Here is an 18,606-nt window from a genome sequence, read left to right as displayed (position 1 = left end):
GTTTTAATCACCACTACATTTCAACATCTTTCTCATCAAAGATGGTCTCAATCTTTTTAGTCAACCCACTAAACAGGTTTCCGGTCATATAACTACTTTTCTCCTTCTTAGGTTTTTCGCGTTTCACAGACTTATTATTGATATCCTGCTTCTGAGGTTCTACTTCACCAAATAACTCAGGTTCAATAATTTTACGCTTTGGTCGTTCCATTGCACTTAAAACCAACCCAATACTTGTAGAGTAATTAGGAAGATGCGCCATTTCAGGTAAATTACCTTCAATAAAACGATCAGGTAATCCCATACGAACATCTAATCCGGTTCTAAATTTAATTAACTGAGGCAGATCTTTCAAAAGAGAACCACCACCTGTTAAAACAATACCGGCACCTAATTTATCGTAACATCCTGAGCTCTCGATCTGGAACAAAACGTAATCGATAATTTCTTCCATTCTAGCCTGAATAATGTAAGAAAGACTTTTGAATGAAATCTCTTTTGGTTCCCAACCTGCAACTCCCGGAATGGTTACCACCATGTCCTCACGGGCCATATCTCCTACAGCAGATCCAAATTGGACTTTTAAAGATTCAGCTTGTTTATACAAAACCGAACAACCTTCTTTTATATCGGACGTCACCACATTACCCCCAAAAGGTATAACTGCGGTATGACGTATTATTCCATCGTAAAAAACAGCAACATCAGTTGTACCACCGCCAATATCAACCAATACAACACCCGCTTCTTTTTCTTCTTCAGTTAAAACACTTTTTGAAGATGCAAGTGGCTCAAGAATCAAGTCGTTAAGTTGTAAGGCCACTCTGTGAATACATTTCTCAATATTTTTAACTGAAGCAATACGTCCTAACACAATGTGGAAATTTCCTTCCAATCGACGTCCGGACATACCCACCGGATTTTTCACTCCGGTTTCGTTATCCACAATGTAATCCTGTGGTATAACATGCATGATTTTCTCACCAGCCTCAACCGGTATTTTGTAATTATCATCAAACAGTTGGTCAACATCTTTCTGATTAATCTCGAAGCCATTTTCGATAAAGCGATAGGCACGATTTCTCATACTTTTGATGTGCTGTCCAGCAATACCCACAAACACTTCGGTTAGTGTGATATTTAATTTTTGTTCAATTTTGGCAATTACCTGTTTTATTGACGATACTGTTTCATCAATATTTAAAACAACCCCACGCTTCACTCCAATTGAAGGCACCTGTTCCATGCCCAACAATCGAAGTTTTCCTTCTTCTGTCTTTCGCCCTACAATGGCAACAATTTTAGTTGTACCAATATCGATGGCGGCAATTATGTTAGGTTCTTGATTCATACAACTATGCTTTTGTGCAAACGACTTGTCCTTTATACTTTAAGTTGACTCTTTTATACAAATTCCATTCACGGGAATCCCATCCCGATTTATACAATGCTTTCAGGTTACGAAATTTATTTTCCATCCGATCAATTCCTCCAAAATCAATCAGGTGATCACCCACCCTGGGAACCAAAATAAATTCACCTTTATCATTTACATAAACCTGTTCGATCTGGGCTTTTAAAAACGAATCGTTGATAATAGCCTGAGATATCATAATCAAATCATCTCTCGAATCAAGTTTATTCAAGTGACCATTCGCAACCAAAGTGTGTGCCGTATGATTTTTAAATAATGGCATCTTATTACCTTTAGTATCCAGGTAGTAAGATGAATTACCTTCAAAAATACGCAACATAGGTTCGCGTTGCGAAATATCAATATGAAGTGCACCACCATAGGTAAAATACACTTCGCAACTTTCAATTGCCGGATGTTTCCTGAAAAAGACTTCCATATCCTCACAGTTCACATCACTAATTTTTCTTCCCAGTATGCCCGGATATTTTTCCAGAGCAATATCTGTTATTTCTTCACTGTTGATAAAACGGTTTTCAACACTGTCGCAGATCGCCGGAACAATCTCACCACAAACCAATTGACTCTTACCAACCGACACAAAGGAGAAGATGATAGGGAAGTAAATTACCACTACCACAATTAAAACTATGTTTTTCCACTTCTTCATGTTCTCAAAACACCCATTATACCGTTTAAATATAGCTTTTTCAGCCTTTCAACTACCGGAAATATTTCAATAGTTATTAACAATTTGTCAAAAGCCTATTCATTGAAGATGAATAGTTTTAAATGCCCTTCTAAATCATCTGTAAGCTTATCTATATCGCCTGCTCCAAGAGTTAAAATAACCTCAGGAACATCACTTTTCAATTCTTCTTTTAAATCATAATATTTCAACAACTTAACTTTTTCAAGTTGCATCCTGTCTACTATCATTTGAGAAGTAACACCTTCAATCGGTTCCTCTCGTGCAGGATAAATATCCAACAGAAATACCCTGTCACATTTATCCAGAGCCTCCGCAAATCCATCTGCAAAATCTCTTGTACGAGTGAATAAATGAGGCTGAAAAACAACAGTTAGTTGCTTTCCTGGATACAATGCCCGAACAGATGCAACAGTTGCATTTATCTCTTCAGGATGATGTGCATAATCATCGATATAAACCAGGTTTTCTTCTCTGATTCTATATTCAAACCTCCTTCTAATTCCTTTAAAATTTGGCAATGCTTCTCTGATCTCGTCTTCGTCAACGCCAGCTAATAGTGACAACCCTATTGCTCCAACCGCATTTTCAACATTTAACAAACCAGGTACTCCCATTTTCAGATGATGAATCTTACCAAATGGAGTTTTCAGACTAAACTTATACAAACCATCTACCAGCTTAAGATTAAAAGGATAGAAATCACCTTCTTCCTTTGCTGAATAGGTAAAAACTTCAACATCATCATCTGGCAATTCCAGCGGAAGACCTTCCTTATAAAGCAACGCTCCACCGGGACTTATTAATTGAACAAACTCATTAAATGCCTCATATACTTTTGAGGCCTCTCCATATACATCCAAATGATCGGCATCCATCGCCGAAACCAATGCCAGGTGTGGCGTTAAATGCAAAAACGAACGATCAAACTCATCAGCTTCCATCACCACATAGGAAGAATGTTCATCGAGCAGAAAATTGGTAGCATAATTTCGGGTAATTCCTCCTAAGAAGGCATTACATCCCACTTCTGACTGTTTCATCAGATGAGCTGTCATGCTTGATATAGTTGTCTTACCATGGGTTCCTGCAACACATACTCCTTCCATTCCACGGGTCAACAGACCTAATACCTCAGCTCGTTTTTTAACCTGAAAATTATTCTTCTTAAAATATTGTAATTCAGCATGAGTAACCGGAACAGCTGGTGTAAAAACTACCAAACAAGATTGCTTATCTTTAAATGTTTGTGGTATACTTTCTACATCATCATCAAAACGAACCTCAATCCCCTCTTGCTTTAAAGTATCTGTTAATGGAGTTGGAGTACGATCATAACCGGCAACATTCATCCCCTGCTGTTTAAAAAAACGAGCCAGGGCACTCATGCCAATCCCTCCTATTCCAATAAAATAAACACTTTTTATGTCTTTCAACTTCAACATCTACTTTTTGCTTTTTCCTAACTTGATAACTTCTTTTGCAATATCTTTAGCTGCATCAGGCTTTGCCAATTTCTTTATATTCTCAGCCAAATTACTGATCAGATGCTCATCTAACGCCAATTGAGATGCTTCATGAATGATTCCTTTTACTTGACTATCTTTTACAATCATGGCTGCATCTTTTTCTACCAAGGCCATTGCATTTTTTGTCTGATGATCTTCCGAAACATTGGGTGAAGGCACGAAAATGGTCGGCTTACCTAAAATAGCGAGTTCAGAAATAGTTCCTGCTCCAGCTCTAGAAACAACCACATCAGCCATTGCAAAAGCCATATCCATACGACTTATAAAATCAGTTACAATCACCCTGCCCTTCAACTCTTCAGGAAGACCGGCCTTCATCTCTTCGAAATAAAATTTACCGGTTTGCCATATCAGCTGACACTCTTCGGGCAACTGATCTATACCATGCAAAATTCCATTATTAACCGAACGAGCCCCAAGACTTCCTCCAATTACCAAAATTGTTTTTTTATCCGGATCTAACTTCCAGAATTCGGCCGCCTCTTTTCTATCTACCGATGCAATCAGATTACTTCTTACAGGATTACCTGTCAATATTATTTTTTGTGCTTCAAAGAAGCGATCCATCTTATCGTAAGCAACACAAATTTTTGCCGCTTTTCGGGCAAGAATCCGGTTTGTTACACCCGGAAAAGAATTCTGTTCCTGCAATAAACAAGGGATTCCTTTTTGAGAAGCCACCCTCAAAACAGGCCCACTGGCGTATCCTCCAACACCAACAGCTACATCCGGATTAAATTCTTTAACAACAGAACGAGCTTTTGCCAAACTTTTAATCAGTTTTAATGGAAAGGATAAATTTTTAAGCGTAACCTTTCGTTGTAAACCTGCAACAGGCAACCCAACAATTTCATAACCAGCCTCCGGTACTTTTTCCATCTCCATTTTACCCTGAGCACCTACAAATAGAATTTTTGCGTCAGGCAGCTGCTCTTTTACCGCATTGGCAATAGAAATGGCCGGGAAGATATGACCTCCGGTTCCACCTCCGCTGATTATTACTTTTAATTCGCTCATTCTTCTTCTGGTTTTTCTTCAGCCTCCAAAGCTGAACGTTCTTGCATATTATTTCTGCTTACACTCAGTATGGCACCCAAAGCCAAACAGGTAAATAAAGTTGATGTTCCTCCCATACTAACTAAAGGCAATGGCTGTCCGGTTACCGGAAAGACACCTACCGCAACACCCATATTAATAAATGCCTGAACTGACAACAAGGTAGCCAGACCAACGACCAGAAAAGCCGGAAATGTTCTTGAACTGGCCCTGACAATCACACCTGACCGAAACAGCAATATCAAATAAGCCAACATAACCAGTACAGCTCCAATTAATCCAAATTCTTCAGTTATAATAGCATAAACAAAATCACTGTATGGATGTGGTAAAAAGTAACGCTGATGACTATTACCCGGTCCTTTACCTATAATGCCCCCCGTAGCAATTGCCATTTTAGATCTCTCGGCCTGATAATCTGCCGTTCCTCCAGCATCTTCTTCACTTTCTACATGACGCATTATACGTGCCTTCCAGGTACTGGCCCTATGTAAAAACGGAACATATTCTGCTGAAAAAATAATAACAGTAACAAAAAGCAAAACAGCCGCAACTGTTCCAAGTATATATTTTAACGACACCCTTCCAATGAACATTACAATTAAAGCAGAAGCCCCAATTAGTCCGGCCGTTGAAAAGTCTTCTTTAAAAATCAATCCACAAACAATACCCACATGAATCATGATAGGTTTAAAAGCTTCATCAGCATTTTTATCATCGCGCTGATATTGTGCTAAAATTTTAGCGATATAAATCATCAAGGCCAACTTAGCCAACTCTGATGGCTGAAAAGAGATACCTACAACAGGAACTGTTAACCAACGACTTGCCTGATTTAAACTCACACCTGTCAGTAAGGTAATTAACAGCAAAGCCTCTGACAGATACAGAAACACAGATGCAAACTTTGCAAACCATTTGTAATGGAGATGATGCACTCCAACAATAATTCCAATACCAACCATTAAAAATTTGGCATGTCGGAAAAGATAATATATAGCATTACCATCATGGTGTTTATAGGCCAGGTTAGCAGTAGCACTGTAAACCACCAGACTGGAGAAGATAGCCAATGCTATAATAACGAACCAAATGATTCGATCTCCTTTAATGTATTTGCGTAAGGTTTCGTTCATTTCAATTTCTTACAATTCTCTCACACACTCTTTAAACTGAATACCTCTGTCGATATAGCTATTAAATAAATCAAAACTGGCACAAGCCGGAGACAGAAGTACAATATCTCCTTTCTTACCCAGATGATACGCAAGTTCAACAGCTTCCTTCATCGATTTACTTTCTTTTATTGTTGGAATAACATCCTGAAATGATTCAATCAGTTTTGTATTATTTATTCCTAAACAAATCAATGCTTTCACCTTACTTTTGGCAAGAGGCATTAAATCTTCGTAATCATTCCCTTTATCAACCCCACCTGCTATCCAAACAACGGATTTATTCATACACTCAAGAGCATACCATGTTGAGTTTACATTAGTAGCTTTTGAGTCATTAATAAATTCAATCCCTCTTACAGAACACACTTTTTCTAACCGATGCTCAACCCCTTTAAATGTGGTCAGGCTTTCGCGAATAAATGTCTTTTTAATCTTTAAAACCGAAGCAACAATTCCGGCAGCCATCGAATTATAAAGATTATGTTTGCCCTGCAATGAAAGTTCTTGTGATAAAATACTCATTGTGTCCTGGTTGTAATTAATAATGACCTCGTCATTGGTGACGTATGCCCCACTCTTTAGTAAATCTCTTTGAGTGAAGGGTATCAGGTTAGATTTATAAATATGATTTCCTAATTCATTTCTAATATTTTCATCGTCTTCGCAGTAGATAAAATAATCCTGCTCTGTTTGATTTTGAAGAATACGGAATTTACTCTCTATGTATTTTTGCATGCTATACTCATAGCGATCCAAATGATCTGGAGTAATATTTAACAACACTGCGATATCTGCCTTAAAGTCGAACATTCCGTCTAACTGAAAACTACTCAACTCTATCACAAACCATTCGGGCTTCTTACCTTCAGCAATCTGACGAGCAAGGCTGGTTCCAACATTTCCAGCCAGTTCAACATTCAAACCGGCATTTTTCAGTAACTCGTATATCAATAAGGTAGTTGTGGTTTTACCATTACTACCCGTAATACATATTGATTTAGCATCCATGTACCTTCCGGCAAATTCTATCTCAGAAACAACAGGAATGCCTTTGGCACGGGCTTTTACCACAAGTGGAGCAGTATCCGGTATTCCCGGACTTTTCATTATTTCATCAGCCGCTAAGATCTTTTCCTCAGTATGTTTATTATCCTCAAATTCAACACCAGCATCATTCAGTTCTTTTTTATGTTCCTGCGAGATGCTTCCTTTGTCAGAAACAAACACAGTCCATCCCTTCTGCACAGCCAACAGAGCTGTACCTACTCCACTCTCACCAGATCCCAGAACAACCAAGCGTTTCATTTTTTATCTGACTTTTAAGGTTACAATAGTTAATACTGCCAATATGATACCGATTATCCAGAATCGGGTAACGATCTTCGACTCTGTATATCCTTTCTTCTGATAATGATGATGCAAAGGAGCCATCTTAAAGATGCGTCGACCTTCACCATATTTCTTTTTAGTGTATTTAAACCAGCTAACCTGCATCATTACAGATACATTCTCAACCAGGAATATTCCACAAAGGATAGGTATTAAAAGCTCAATGCGCAACAAAATGGCAAACACAGCAATGATACCGCCCAAAGTCAAACTACCTGTATCACCCATAAATACCTGAGCAGGAAAAGAGTTATACCATAAAAAGCCAACCGTGGCACCAATAAAGGCTGCAATAAAAACAACCAACTCTTCTGAATTGGGTATATACATAATATTCAAGTAATCAGCATAGATAATATTACTCGACAGATAGGCAAAAACACCTAGTGTCGTTCCTATTATCGCCGATGTACCTGTTGCCAAACCATCTAACCCGTCAGTAATATTGGCTCCATTGGATACGGCAGTAATTATAAAAATAACTGCTACAGCAAAAATCAACCAACCCCATTTTTCGGCCTGATCACCCAGAAACCATACTACTTTTGAATAGTTAAACCGATTATTTTTAAGGAATGGAATATTGGTAACTGTTGACTTGGTATCTTTAGTAGCAATTCGTTCAACCATAGTACCATCTTCAGCCTGAACAGTAATTGTTTCATCTGGAATCCGTTCTCTAACAAAAACATCATCACTTGCGAATAAGGTAATAGCAACGATTAAACCTAAACCAACCTGTCCTGCAATTTTAAATCTACCTGCTAATCCTTCTTTATCTTTTTTAAATACTTTGATATAATCATCAATAAAACCAATGGTTCCTAACCAAAGCGTTGAAATAATCATTAACAGGATATATACATTATCCAGTTTACTAAGTAATAGCACAGGAACCAGTATGGCTGCAATAATGATCACACCTCCCATGGTTGGTGTTCCTTTTTTTGCATATTGACCTTCGAGACCTAAATCACGAACAATTTCTCCAATTTGTTGCTTTTGAAGCAGTTTTATAACTTTTTTACCAATTATAGCACCGAATAATAAAGCAATAATAACCGCTAAACCTGCACGAAAAGAGATGTATTGAAAAACTCCTGCTCCGGGAAAGTTTAAAGTTTCAAGATATTTAAACAAATAGTACAACATTGGCTTTAATTATTCTGCGTTAAAAATTTCGTTTACAATTTCCCGATCATCAAAGTGATTTCTCACCCCTTTGATTTCCTGATATGTTTCATGACCTTTACCTGCAACAAGGATGATATCTCCAGGTTGAGCAACGATACAGGCTGTTCTGATAGCTTCCTTCCGATCAACTATCGACAGAACTTTAATGCGTTCTTTGAAAGAAATCCCTTTCATCATTTGCTCTATTATTTCAGCAGGATCTTCACTTCGTGGATTATCTGAAGTTAGAATTACACGAGAACTACCCTGAACCGCTTCTTTTGCCATTTCAGGTCGTTTCATCGGATCGCGATCACCTCCAGCCCCAACAACAGTTATCAATTGTTGCTGCCCCTGACGAACCAGATTTATGGTTTCTATCACATTTTTTAGTGCATCAGGAGTATGAGCATAATCTACAATAGCCGTTTTTCCTGTTTTTGAGCGAATGGTCTCAAAACGACCATCAACCGATTGTAGTTGACTCAATGCAACCAGCACTTCCATTTTATCAAATCCCAGTAGAACAGCAGCACCATATACAGCCAAAAGATTTTGTGCATTAAAATGACCCACAAACTGAGTCCATATTTCATGTCCGTCAACCTCCAGTTGCATACCTTCGAACATACTTTCAATAATCTTAGCCTTAAAAGTTCCCATCCCCTTAATGGAATAAGTATTCTTTTCTGCCTTGGTATTTTGCATCATTACCATGCCATTCTTATCGTCTGCATTCACCAGACAGAAGGCTTCTTTATCCAAATTATCGAAGAATGATTTTTTAGCCTCGATATAGGCTTTAAAGGTTTTATGATAGTCTAAATGATCATGTGTAATATTGGTAAACAAGGCTCCATCGAACTGCAAACCAGCCACCCTGTTTTGATCGAGCGAATGCGAACTTACTTCCATAAAGCAATAATCACAGCCAGCTTCTACCATTTGAGCCATTAAACTATTTAATGCAATTGCATCAGGTGTTGTATGTGTTGCCTGAATTTCTTCTGAACCTATATAATTTGCAACAGTTGAAAACAATCCGGCTTTATAACCTAACGATGAAACCAACTTATAAAGTAAAGTAGCGATTGTGGTTTTTCCATTAGTACCGGTTACGCCAACCAGTTTAAATTTTCTTGATGGGTAATCATAAAAAGCGGATGCCATCTTACCCAAAGCAAGTGAACTATTTTTAACCTCTACTATGATAGCATCTTCAGGATATGAATCAGGTGCCTTTTCACAAATAACACATCTGCATCCGGCTTCCAAAACCTGCTTTATATATTGATGTCCGTCATTAACTGTACCTTTAACCGCTACAAATGCCGAACCCTCTTTGGCTTTTCTTGAATCAAAGCAAATTTCAGTTATCTCAACATCATTGTCATTTATGATTTTGATAACCTCAACTTCTTTTAATATATTATTCAAATTCCTCACTTCTCAGATTTAATAGTTAGCCCATCTTCAAATAAATTGTAGAACCTCTTCTGAAATTCTGACCTGCCGTCATTGATTGCTGACGCACCCGTCCTACTCCACTTAGCTCAACCTTTAAGCCCATGTTTTCAAGAATCGAAACCGCATCTTTTGCTCCCATTCCTAAAACATTAGGCACCAAACCTTCCGGAAAACTTTTTGATGCCAGATGAATATCGTGTTCGCGAGCTTTGGTTGATGCCCATTGCGAGTTTATTTCCTGCCCTTTTACATTGATTCCTACCTCTTCAAAAACAGCTAAAAGATCTTCTTTCAGACCACCTTTTGCATATGGTTGATATTCACCAACAGGTATTTCGTATTCTTCTTTAATATCAGGATGATCGTAATTTTGTGCATAAACCCGATCGGCGATTTCACCAAACACAGAACCTGCAACAAGATTCCCATAATATACGTTATTCGAAGGGCCATTGACAACCACTATGCAACTGTAAAGAGGTCTGTCAGCCGGAAAATATCCCACAAATGAGGCCTGATACTGAACCCCGCCTTCACCTTTATAACCAGATTTTCCTTTTGCTATTTGGGCTGTTCCGGTTTTACCGGCAATTTTATATCGATTATTTTTAATGTTTTTGGCTGTACCATTTTCAACTACCCCCACAAGCAACTCATGCACTTTCTCAATTGTCTCCAATGAACATATCGAAGGATTTATCACTTCCGTTTCTCGTTGCTCTAATATTTCGCCATGACGCGAAACCGCTTCAACAAACATAGGTTTCACCATTTTACCGTTATTGGCAATTGCATTATAAAAAGCCAAAATTTGTAGAGGAGTTAACTGTGTTTCGTATCCAATCGACATCCATGGCAAGGTTGTTCCCCACCAGTCTTTTTCCTTAGGATATTTTATACGGGGTATTCCTTCACCTTTTATCTCAATGCCAAGCGGATCATTTAAGTTCATCGAATACAAACGATCCACAAATCGTCGGGGATTATCCTTGTAATTATTAAAGATGATTTTTGAAATTCCAACATTGGATGATTTCTCAAAAGCCTGACGAACAGTAATAGTTCCAAAGCCTCCATGATGGCTATCAGTCATTCTTCGATCATAGAAATAACAAGAGCCTTTGCCGGTTTCAATGCTATCTTCCAATTTTACCACTCTATCTTCAAGAGCCACAATCATCGAAGCAAGTTTAAAAGTTGATCCGGGTTCTGTAGCTTCTCCTATTGCATAATTATATTGCTCAGAATAATCACCAGACGAAGTAAGACCCAGATTAGCGATGGCCTTAACTTTTCCTGTTCCTACCTCCATTAAAATAGCGCAACCATGATCTGCCCTATGCTCCCTTAACTGTTCTAATAAAGCCTGCTCTGCCACATCCTGTAAACCAATATCAATGGTTGTAATCACATCATTACCATCCGTTGGTTCAATTTCTTCTTCTACCACCCAATTACCTGCAACACGTGTCTTGTTGCTGATTCCATTAATACCTTTTAGTGTATTATTGTAAGCCATCTCCAGACCAAAACGTCCGCCCAGATCTTTTTCAGCATACAAACTACCTATCGTACGGGAGGCTAAATCACCAAATGGTAGTCTACGATTCTCGTATTTCTTTTCGATGTATCCACCTTTATTTGGACCTAACCTAAACAATGGAAATTGCTTCACTATCTTAAGATCAGTAAATGAAATTCTACGCGGATGAACCTGATAATATCGTTTCCCTTGCGCTCTGGCCTTTTTTAAATTATTACGGTAATAACTGGCCGAGTTATCCTTATAAAATTTAGATAAACAAATTGCCAGACTATCTACATTTGCGTTAAATACCTCATCAGTCAGACCATTGGCCTTCATATCCATATATATCCGGTAAGTTGGCACCGAACAAGCCAGTTTACGAAGATCTGAAGCAAGAATATCTCCACGATTAGCATCAATAATAATATCTTTATTAGTGAGTTTCATTTCTTCCTCAGCCCACTTATCACCCTCAATTAATTGCAAATAAAGTGCACTTACAATAATCCATGCAGCAAGCAAACCTATACTTATATAGACTACTCCAAATCGTAATATGATACCTTTCTTAATCTGCATTGCTACTACTTTCGCACTTTTAATTTTCGTGGAGGTTCAGTTAATTCCTCCAAATCCAAATTTTTGGCTCTCACTTTCTTTAAAACTTCACTTTGCTTACTCATAAACATCAGCTCCGATGAAGTAGTGATTGCTTCGTATCGTAATTCCTTTAAATCTTTATTTAGATCAGCGACTTTACGCATTAATTCTTCCATCTTATAGTGATTCCCGATGTACAGAAATCCCATAAATGCCAGGTAAATAAAAAATGGCATTTGCTTCGTAACCAATGTTCTGGTAAATATTCTACCATTAATAATGTCGCGAAACGAGATACCTTTTATCTCTCCAAACTCCTCTTTGGACTGAATAAACTCAGTGAATTTATTTTTTCTCCAATTCATACCCTCTCAGCAATTCTTAGCTTCGCACTTCTGGCTCTGCCGTTTACTTCAATTTCTTCATCGGTCGGTACAATAATCTTTCGATTGACCGCTTTAAACGGAACATTAGTCTGACCGTATATATCCTGTTCGGCATTTGCTTTATCACAACTACCCGAACGAATAAAGTTTTTCACCAACCTGTCTTCCAGACTATGATATGATATCACACTCAACCTTCCACCAACAGCTATAGCATCAACAGAAGCATTAAGTACTGCCTTTAACACATCCATCTCTTGGTTGACTTCAATTCGTAAAGCCTGAAAAACCTGCGCTAAGAATTTAGATTGTTCTTTTTTAGGACCACAATTCTCGGCAACTTCTTTGAGATCTGTTGTGGTTTCAAATAAATTGGCAGAGCGTCTTTTCACAATCTGTCCTGCTAATTTGCCGGATTGCTTTATCTCTCCGTATTGCCAGAACAAACGCTTCAATTCCGATTCATCATATGTATTTACAACATCGGCCGCTGTTTTCTGAAGTTGCTGACTCATTCGCATATCCAATTTTCCATCAAAACGAAATGAAAATCCACGATCAGCCTCATTAAAATGATGCGACGACACACCTAAATCACCAAGTATGCCATCTACTTTTTCAACACCTATATATCTTAAAAAATGAGTTAAATACCGGAAATTATGACGGACAAAAATTAGTCGATCATCATCAGGCCGATTAGCATATGCATCCGCATCCTGATCAAAAACAATTAATTTACCATCATCTAATCTGCTTAGAATTTCACGACTGTGACCTCCTCCTCCGAAAGTTAAGTCGACATAGATCCCGTTTGGTTTTATAGCCAAACCATCTACCGACTCTTTCAACAACACTGGTATATGATATTCTTGTTCCATGCTCTTATGATTACCCTACTCTGTTAGCGGAGCATCCCTACCCAGCAACTCTTCTGCCAAATTACCCAACTCCTCTCCTTCCAGTTCACCTGCCTCTAACTGCTGCTTGCTCCACAATTCAATACTACTTCCTACACCCAGCAAAACCACCTCACCGTCAACACTAATCATATCCATCAAACGCTTTGGTACCAAAAAACGACCATTCCCATCAAGTGCAATTTCTGCGGAAGAACGATACATAGCTCTTTTTAACCGACGATCCTTCTGACGATAAGAACTCAATCTTTCCTCCCACACTTTCACTTCTTCCGTCCAACGATCATAAGGAACCAAAACCAGACAATCTTCAAACAAATCTTTACTGATCACAAAACACTGTTGACCACCATCACTCATTGCTTTCTTAAACAGTGATGGCAACACAATGCGCCCTTTTGCATCAGGCTTACAAACAAAATCGCCTATAAATGTGATCATTAACAAAATGAAATTAGTAATGTAAAAGTAAGTAAAAAAGAAACCACTTCCAACCACTTTACTCCACTTTATACCACATTGTTAATAACTTTTCCTACCAACATTCAACCATAGTCAAATGATTTCATGGTTTAACTGGCGTTATTTCTAATATTTTTTCTAAACTTTAAGCTCAAATTTGTTAACAATCATCATGAGTGATAAAGAAACGCCAGCTAAACTTATTGATATAGACAAGGTTTTTGAAGAGAAGAATCCGGAACTAAAAAAAATCATTCCCAAATTTCTAATCAAATACCTGAAACGAATCACCCATCAGGATGAAATAAACGAGTTTATCGTTAATAATTCTCACATTTTTGGGATAGAGTATGCGGAAGCTATAGTCAAAAATTTCGGCGCAAGATACATCATTAATGGAGAAGAAAACATACCAAAAGAAGGAAGATTTGTGTTTGCAGCCAACCACCCGTTAGGCGGAATGGACGGAATGGTGTTTGTAGCCGCTGTAGGTAAGTTTTTTAGCCAATTGAAATTTCCGGTTAATGATATTTTGATGAATTTAAAAAATCTGAATTCAATATTCTTACCTGTTAACAAGCATGGCGGACATCCAAAAGAAGCTGCCCGTTTAATAGATGAAGCATATGCCAGCGATGCTCAAATGCTCATGTTTCCGGCAGGATTGGTTTCAAGACGTAAAAAAGGCATCATCAGAGACCTGGAATGGAAGAAGACATTTGTAACTAAAGCTAAACAACACAAACGATCAATAATTCCGGTTCACATTTCGGGTGAAAATACCAATTTCTTTTACAGCCTTGCCAATTGGAGAAAAAGATTAGGCATTAAGGCTAACATTGAAATGCTTTATCTGGCAGATGAGCTTTATCAACAATACAATAAAACAATTGTAATTACTTTTGGCAAACCCATCCCTTCAGAAAAACTGAATGATGGAACAGCTCCTTACGATTGGGCTCAAAAAATAAGAGAGGAAGTTTACTCCTTGAAAAAATAAACTAAATTTGTAAGTCATTAACAAAACTAGTGAATGAGAGCAAAAGACATTATACCTCCTGTGCCTCGCGAAGAGCTTGAAGCTGAATTAACACAGGAAACTTTTGTTAGGAACACCAACAAGGGGAATAATAAAATTTACGATTTTACAGCTCATGAAGCACCTGCTTTAATGAAAGAAGTAGGCAGATTAAGAGAAGTCAGCTTTCGAATGGCAGGCGGTGGTACAGGTAAAGATGCCGATATCGATGACTATGATATTGCTGAAGTTCCTTATCGTCAATTGATCGTTTGGGATCCGGAGGAAAAGCAAGTACTTGGCGGCTACCGTTATTTATTAGGTAATGACATACCTGTAGATGAAAATGGCCAGGTTAAATTAGCTACTTCACGACTTTTCCATTTTTCGGAAAGGTTCATAAAAGAATATTTACCGACTACTATTGAATTAGGTCGCTCCTTTGTTCAACCTATTTATCAGTCATCAAAAGCAGGTGCTAAAAGCCTGTTTGCACTTGATAACTTATGGGATGGATTGGGATCTTTGATTGTTAGTCATCCAGAAATGAAATATTTTTTCGGTAAGGTAACCATGTATACTCATTACAATAAATCTGCGAGAGATTTGATCCTAGGCTTTATGAGTAAACATTTTGGAGATCCTGACAACTTGATTTACCCACACGAACCGGTAAAAATTGGACTGACTCAAGAAGATATTAAGGTAATTTTTCCCAATAACACCTTTGCTGAAGATTATAAAATTCTGACAAAGAAAGTGCGCGAATTTGGAGAAAATATTCCACCATTGATTAATGCCTACATGAATTTATCTCCTTCGATGAGAACCTTCGGAACTGCTATTAACGATAGGTTTGGAGATGTTGAAGAGACTGGTATAATAATTACTATCAATGAATTATACAAACAAAAAGTGGGTCGACATGTAACAACATTCAAACCCGATGAACCACACAATTAAAAATATCACAAAATAAAAGAATGAGCTGCTTTCAAACAATTGCAGCTCTTTTTTTTTATATATTTATTGATAATCGAACCATATATGATAGACCAATTTGATTTAGTTGTAATAGGAAGCGGACCTGCTGGTTTTTCTGCTGCAGTGAGAGCCCTTGATTATGGATTACATGTATGCATTGTTGAAGCCAAACATCTTGGTGGAGCAGGCATTATGAATGGTGCTCTTACTTCAAAAACCATGTATGAACTATCGATGGATTATGCAGTTGCTGCCAGAATTGACAGAGGTTACAGAGTTGGTGCTCTTAGCGTTGATTTTAATGAAGTAAAAAAAACCGTTATTAGAGCTGCAAAAGAAAAGCAATACCAAATGTTAAGTCAGATTGAGACCTTCTCCCCTGAAAAAAGCAAAAAAGGTTCCTTATCTATTGAATATGGATGGGCTAAATTTAAAACTCCCAACTCCATTGAAGTAAAAAACGATAACAGCACAAAGGAAATATTTGCTAAAAACTTTGTTATTGCAACTGGTTCAAGACCGAGAGAATACGAACAGTTACAAATTGATGGAGAAAGAATTATCACTTCAGATGGCATTCTTGATCTAAAGGAGTTTCCTGAAAGAATGTTGATAATTGGATCTGGTATCATTGGCTGTGAGTTTGCAACTATTTTTTCCAATTTTGCTCAAACAGAAGTTCATTTACTTGACCGATCCAACAGGGTATTACCTTATGAAGATGATGATGTCAGTTCCTTTGTATCGAAAAATCTGGAAAATAATGGTGTTTTAATTCATCACACAGCAACGTTACGGCATATAAAAAAACATCCTAAACACCTTGAAGTGGTCCTTGATTATCAGGATGGTCACAGTAAAGTGATAGAAGTTGACGTTGCTTTGGTTGCCATTGGCCGGGTCCCAAACACCGAAAGCCTGGGTCTTGATAAATTGGGTATCCAAATTAATTCTAATGGAACAATTCCAATAAAGGATGATTGCGTTTTACATGATGATACAGGCCATTGTCATGTTTATGCTGCCGGTGATGTTACAGGGCATACGCAATTATATAGTGTAGCCGAATTCCAGGGAAGGCTGGCAGCAGAAAAAATCGGGGATGTACCTTTATATCCTCTTGACTATTCACACATGTCAACTTTAATGTTCTTTAAACCAGAGGTAGCAGCTGTTGGAGCCAACGAAAAAATGCTACAACAGAAAAAGATTCCTTATAAAGCAGCCTTCTATTCTAACAAATTGGTAAACAGAGCTATTGCCATGCGAAATACCAATGGATTTGTTAAAATACTGGTTAGCAACGATGAAGAACAAAGAATTCTTGGCATGAGAGCTGCCGGTCCACAGGCATCCGCTTTTATTGTTTCAGTGGCGCACTTAATTAACCAGGGAAACAGTTTGCAGGAAGTTTTAAAAATATTTTATCCTCACCCTAGTATACCTGAAGGAATACAAGAATGTTTAAGAACCATCAGCAATAAATCAATCTATAAAAAAGAGGCTTTCCCAGATTTAATTCACATACGCGAATGGCTTCCTGACTAAATCATCTTAATCATGGCTTCATCCAAAAAATTTCGCTTCTCATTCATCGTTGTAATTTTAATTGGTGTTTGGTTTTTCCTTCCACACCATTTAAGAATGGCTTTTACTTATTGGTTCCCGGGTATTGAAGACTACAAAATATTCGATAATCGGGAAGTAATAGCCTCTGATGATCCTTTTGAATGGCCGGTCAGTAAAACCTATAATCAATTTGAGTTTTCGCAACAACAAAGAGACTCTTTAGAGCATTATAGCACTGTAGCCTTTCTGGTTATACAAAACGACAGCATTTTATACGAAGAATATTGGGATGATTATGGACCGGATTCATACTCAAATTCATTTTCCGCCTCTAAAAGCCTGGTGTCATTTTTAATTGGAGCCGCCATAGACGATGGCTACATTTCTTCAGTTGATCAGAAAGCAGGTGATTTTCTTCCATATATGAAAGATGGATTGAATTCTGAATTATCCATCCGGAATTTATTAACCATGAGTAGCGGATCAAATTGGGACGAAAGCTATAGCAGTCCAACTTCAATGACAACAAAAGCATATTATGGGAACGATTTGATTAGTCTTGCAGAAGATATTTCAATTGTGGAAGAACCAGGGAAAATTCACTCATACAAAAGCGGCGACACCCAACTATTGGCGCAAATTATAACCCACAGCACAAACAGAACCCTAAGTGACTATGCCTCAGAGAAACTTTGGAAACCACTTGGTGCCAAAAATACAGCACTTTGGTCACTTGATAAGAAGAATGGAACGGAGAAAGCATATTGCTGTTTTAACTCAAACGCTCGCGACTTTGCATTAATCGGCGCACTCATTAATCATCATGGCTTTTGGAGAAATCAGCAAATTATCAGTCAAAAATACATAGATGAAGCAATAACACCTGCAAGCTATTTAAAAACAGACGATGGAGAAGATCTAGATTTTTATGGTTTTCAATGCTGGATTATCAATTACGAAGGCTTCAAGATCCCTTATGCACGTGGTATTCTTGGTCAATATATTTTTTCAATACCTGAGAAAAATGCAATTATCGTACGACTTGGCCACAAACGGAGCAAGGTGCAAATAAATCATCACCCATCAGACGTATATTCTTATCTTGAAATGGGACTGGAATTATTACAATAAAAAAGAGGGTGTCCAAAAATTAAACATCAGAACAACGTTAGTTTCAATTTGTAATAAAATATCATTTTATGTCACCCCTAAATCCCCTGAAGG

At 37.8% G+C, this 18,606-nt stretch carries 16 protein-coding genes; 4 read left to right on the top strand and 12 right to left on the bottom strand.

The annotated features are described in order from the left end of the window. Window positions 1–13: 13 nt before the first annotated feature. The 12 genes from ftsA to ACRD62_RS13925 all read right to left on the bottom strand — a co-directional run bounded on the left by ftsA (window position 14) and on the right by ACRD62_RS13925 (window position 13,790). Complete coding sequence (gene ftsA, locus ACRD62_RS13980) at window positions 14–1,351, bottom strand: cell division protein FtsA (RefSeq protein ID WP_430820727.1); 1,338 nt, start codon at window positions 1,349–1,351, stop codon at window positions 14–16. Between the two features lie 4 nt (window positions 1,352–1,355). Next, window positions 1,356–2,084, bottom strand: coding sequence for a cell division protein FtsQ/DivIB (locus tag ACRD62_RS13975; protein WP_430820726.1), 729 nt, complete (start codon window positions 2,082–2,084; stop codon window positions 1,356–1,358). A 95-nt stretch (window positions 2,085–2,179) separates the two neighbouring features. Next, a complete protein-coding gene (gene murC / locus ACRD62_RS13970; RefSeq protein ID WP_430820725.1) occupies window positions 2,180–3,568 on the bottom strand; it encodes a UDP-N-acetylmuramate--L-alanine ligase in 1,389 nt (462 codons plus the stop codon). Then, on the bottom strand, window positions 3,569–4,669 hold the full coding sequence (gene murG / locus ACRD62_RS13965; RefSeq protein ID WP_430820724.1) for an undecaprenyldiphospho-muramoylpentapeptide beta-N-acetylglucosaminyltransferase: 1,101 nt from the start codon (window positions 4,667–4,669) through the stop codon (window positions 3,569–3,571). It abuts the gene before it with no gap. Beyond that, window positions 4,666–5,844, bottom strand: a complete 1,179-nt coding sequence (locus ACRD62_RS13960) for an FtsW/RodA/SpoVE family cell cycle protein (RefSeq protein ID WP_430820723.1) — start codon at window positions 5,842–5,844, stop codon at window positions 4,666–4,668. Before ACRD62_RS13960 ends, murG begins: the two co-directional genes overlap by 4 nt. 9 nt (window positions 5,845–5,853) lie before the next feature. Next, a complete protein-coding gene (murD, locus tag ACRD62_RS13955) occupies window positions 5,854–7,191 on the bottom strand; it encodes a UDP-N-acetylmuramoyl-L-alanine--D-glutamate ligase (RefSeq protein WP_430820722.1) in 1,338 nt (445 codons plus the stop codon). A gap of 3 nt (window positions 7,192–7,194) precedes the next feature. After that, entirely contained in the window at window positions 7,195–8,427 is a 1,233-nt protein-coding gene (mraY, locus tag ACRD62_RS13950) for a phospho-N-acetylmuramoyl-pentapeptide-transferase (RefSeq protein ID WP_430820721.1), read from the bottom strand. A 9-nt stretch (window positions 8,428–8,436) separates the two neighbouring features. Then, the gene (locus tag ACRD62_RS13945) at window positions 8,437–9,894 is read right to left on the bottom strand and encodes a UDP-N-acetylmuramoyl-L-alanyl-D-glutamate--2,6-diaminopimelate ligase (RefSeq protein ID WP_430820720.1); all 1,458 of its coding nucleotides are present in this window, start codon (window positions 9,892–9,894) and stop codon (window positions 8,437–8,439) included. Between the two features lie 16 nt (window positions 9,895–9,910). Then, window positions 9,911–12,022, bottom strand: coding sequence for a penicillin-binding protein (locus ACRD62_RS13940; protein WP_430820719.1), 2,112 nt, complete (start codon window positions 12,020–12,022; stop codon window positions 9,911–9,913). 5 nt (window positions 12,023–12,027) lie between these two features. Continuing rightward, window positions 12,028–12,408, bottom strand: a complete 381-nt coding sequence (locus ACRD62_RS13935; protein WP_430820718.1) for an FtsL-like putative cell division protein — start codon at window positions 12,406–12,408, stop codon at window positions 12,028–12,030. After that, window positions 12,405–13,310, bottom strand: a complete 906-nt coding sequence (gene rsmH / locus ACRD62_RS13930; protein ID WP_430820717.1) for a 16S rRNA (cytosine(1402)-N(4))-methyltransferase RsmH — start codon at window positions 13,308–13,310, stop codon at window positions 12,405–12,407. Before rsmH ends, ACRD62_RS13935 begins: the two co-directional genes overlap by 4 nt. A gap of 15 nt (window positions 13,311–13,325) precedes the next feature. Continuing rightward, window positions 13,326–13,790, bottom strand: a complete 465-nt coding sequence (locus ACRD62_RS13925) for a division/cell wall cluster transcriptional repressor MraZ (protein ID WP_430820716.1) — start codon at window positions 13,788–13,790, stop codon at window positions 13,326–13,328. A gap of 193 nt (window positions 13,791–13,983) precedes the next feature. Here ACRD62_RS13925 and glsA point away from each other — a divergent pair, with 193 nt between their 5' ends. The 4 genes from glsA (at window position 13,984) to ACRD62_RS13905 (ending at window position 18,513) form a co-directional block, all read left to right on the top strand. After that, window positions 13,984–14,811 carry a lyso-glycine lipid O-acyltransferase GlsA gene (gene glsA, locus ACRD62_RS13920; protein WP_430820715.1) on the top strand — a complete coding sequence of 276 codons (828 nt, stop codon included), beginning with the start codon at window positions 13,984–13,986 and terminating at the stop codon, window positions 14,809–14,811. Window positions 14,812–14,844: 33 nt separating this feature from the next. Further along, entirely contained in the window at window positions 14,845–15,792 is a 948-nt protein-coding gene (glsB, locus tag ACRD62_RS13915; protein ID WP_430820714.1) for a glycine N(alpha)-acyltransferase GlsB, read from the top strand. Window positions 15,793–15,876: 84 nt separating this feature from the next. After that, window positions 15,877–17,361, top strand: coding sequence for a dihydrolipoyl dehydrogenase family protein (locus ACRD62_RS13910; protein WP_430820713.1), 1,485 nt, complete (start codon window positions 15,877–15,879; stop codon window positions 17,359–17,361). A 12-nt stretch (window positions 17,362–17,373) separates the two neighbouring features. Continuing rightward, window positions 17,374–18,513 (top strand): serine hydrolase domain-containing protein, encoded by a 1,140-nt coding sequence (locus tag ACRD62_RS13905; protein WP_430820712.1) that lies wholly within the window; start codon window positions 17,374–17,376, stop codon window positions 18,511–18,513. Window positions 18,514–18,606 lie beyond the last annotated feature (93 nt).

Origin of the sequence: Carboxylicivirga caseinilyticus, from assembly GCF_050589785.1 — a bacterium.
Taxonomy (GTDB): domain Bacteria; phylum Bacteroidota; class Bacteroidia; order Bacteroidales; family Marinilabiliaceae; genus Carboxylicivirga; species Carboxylicivirga caseinilyticus.
This window is presented reverse-complemented; position numbering and strand designations above follow the sequence as displayed.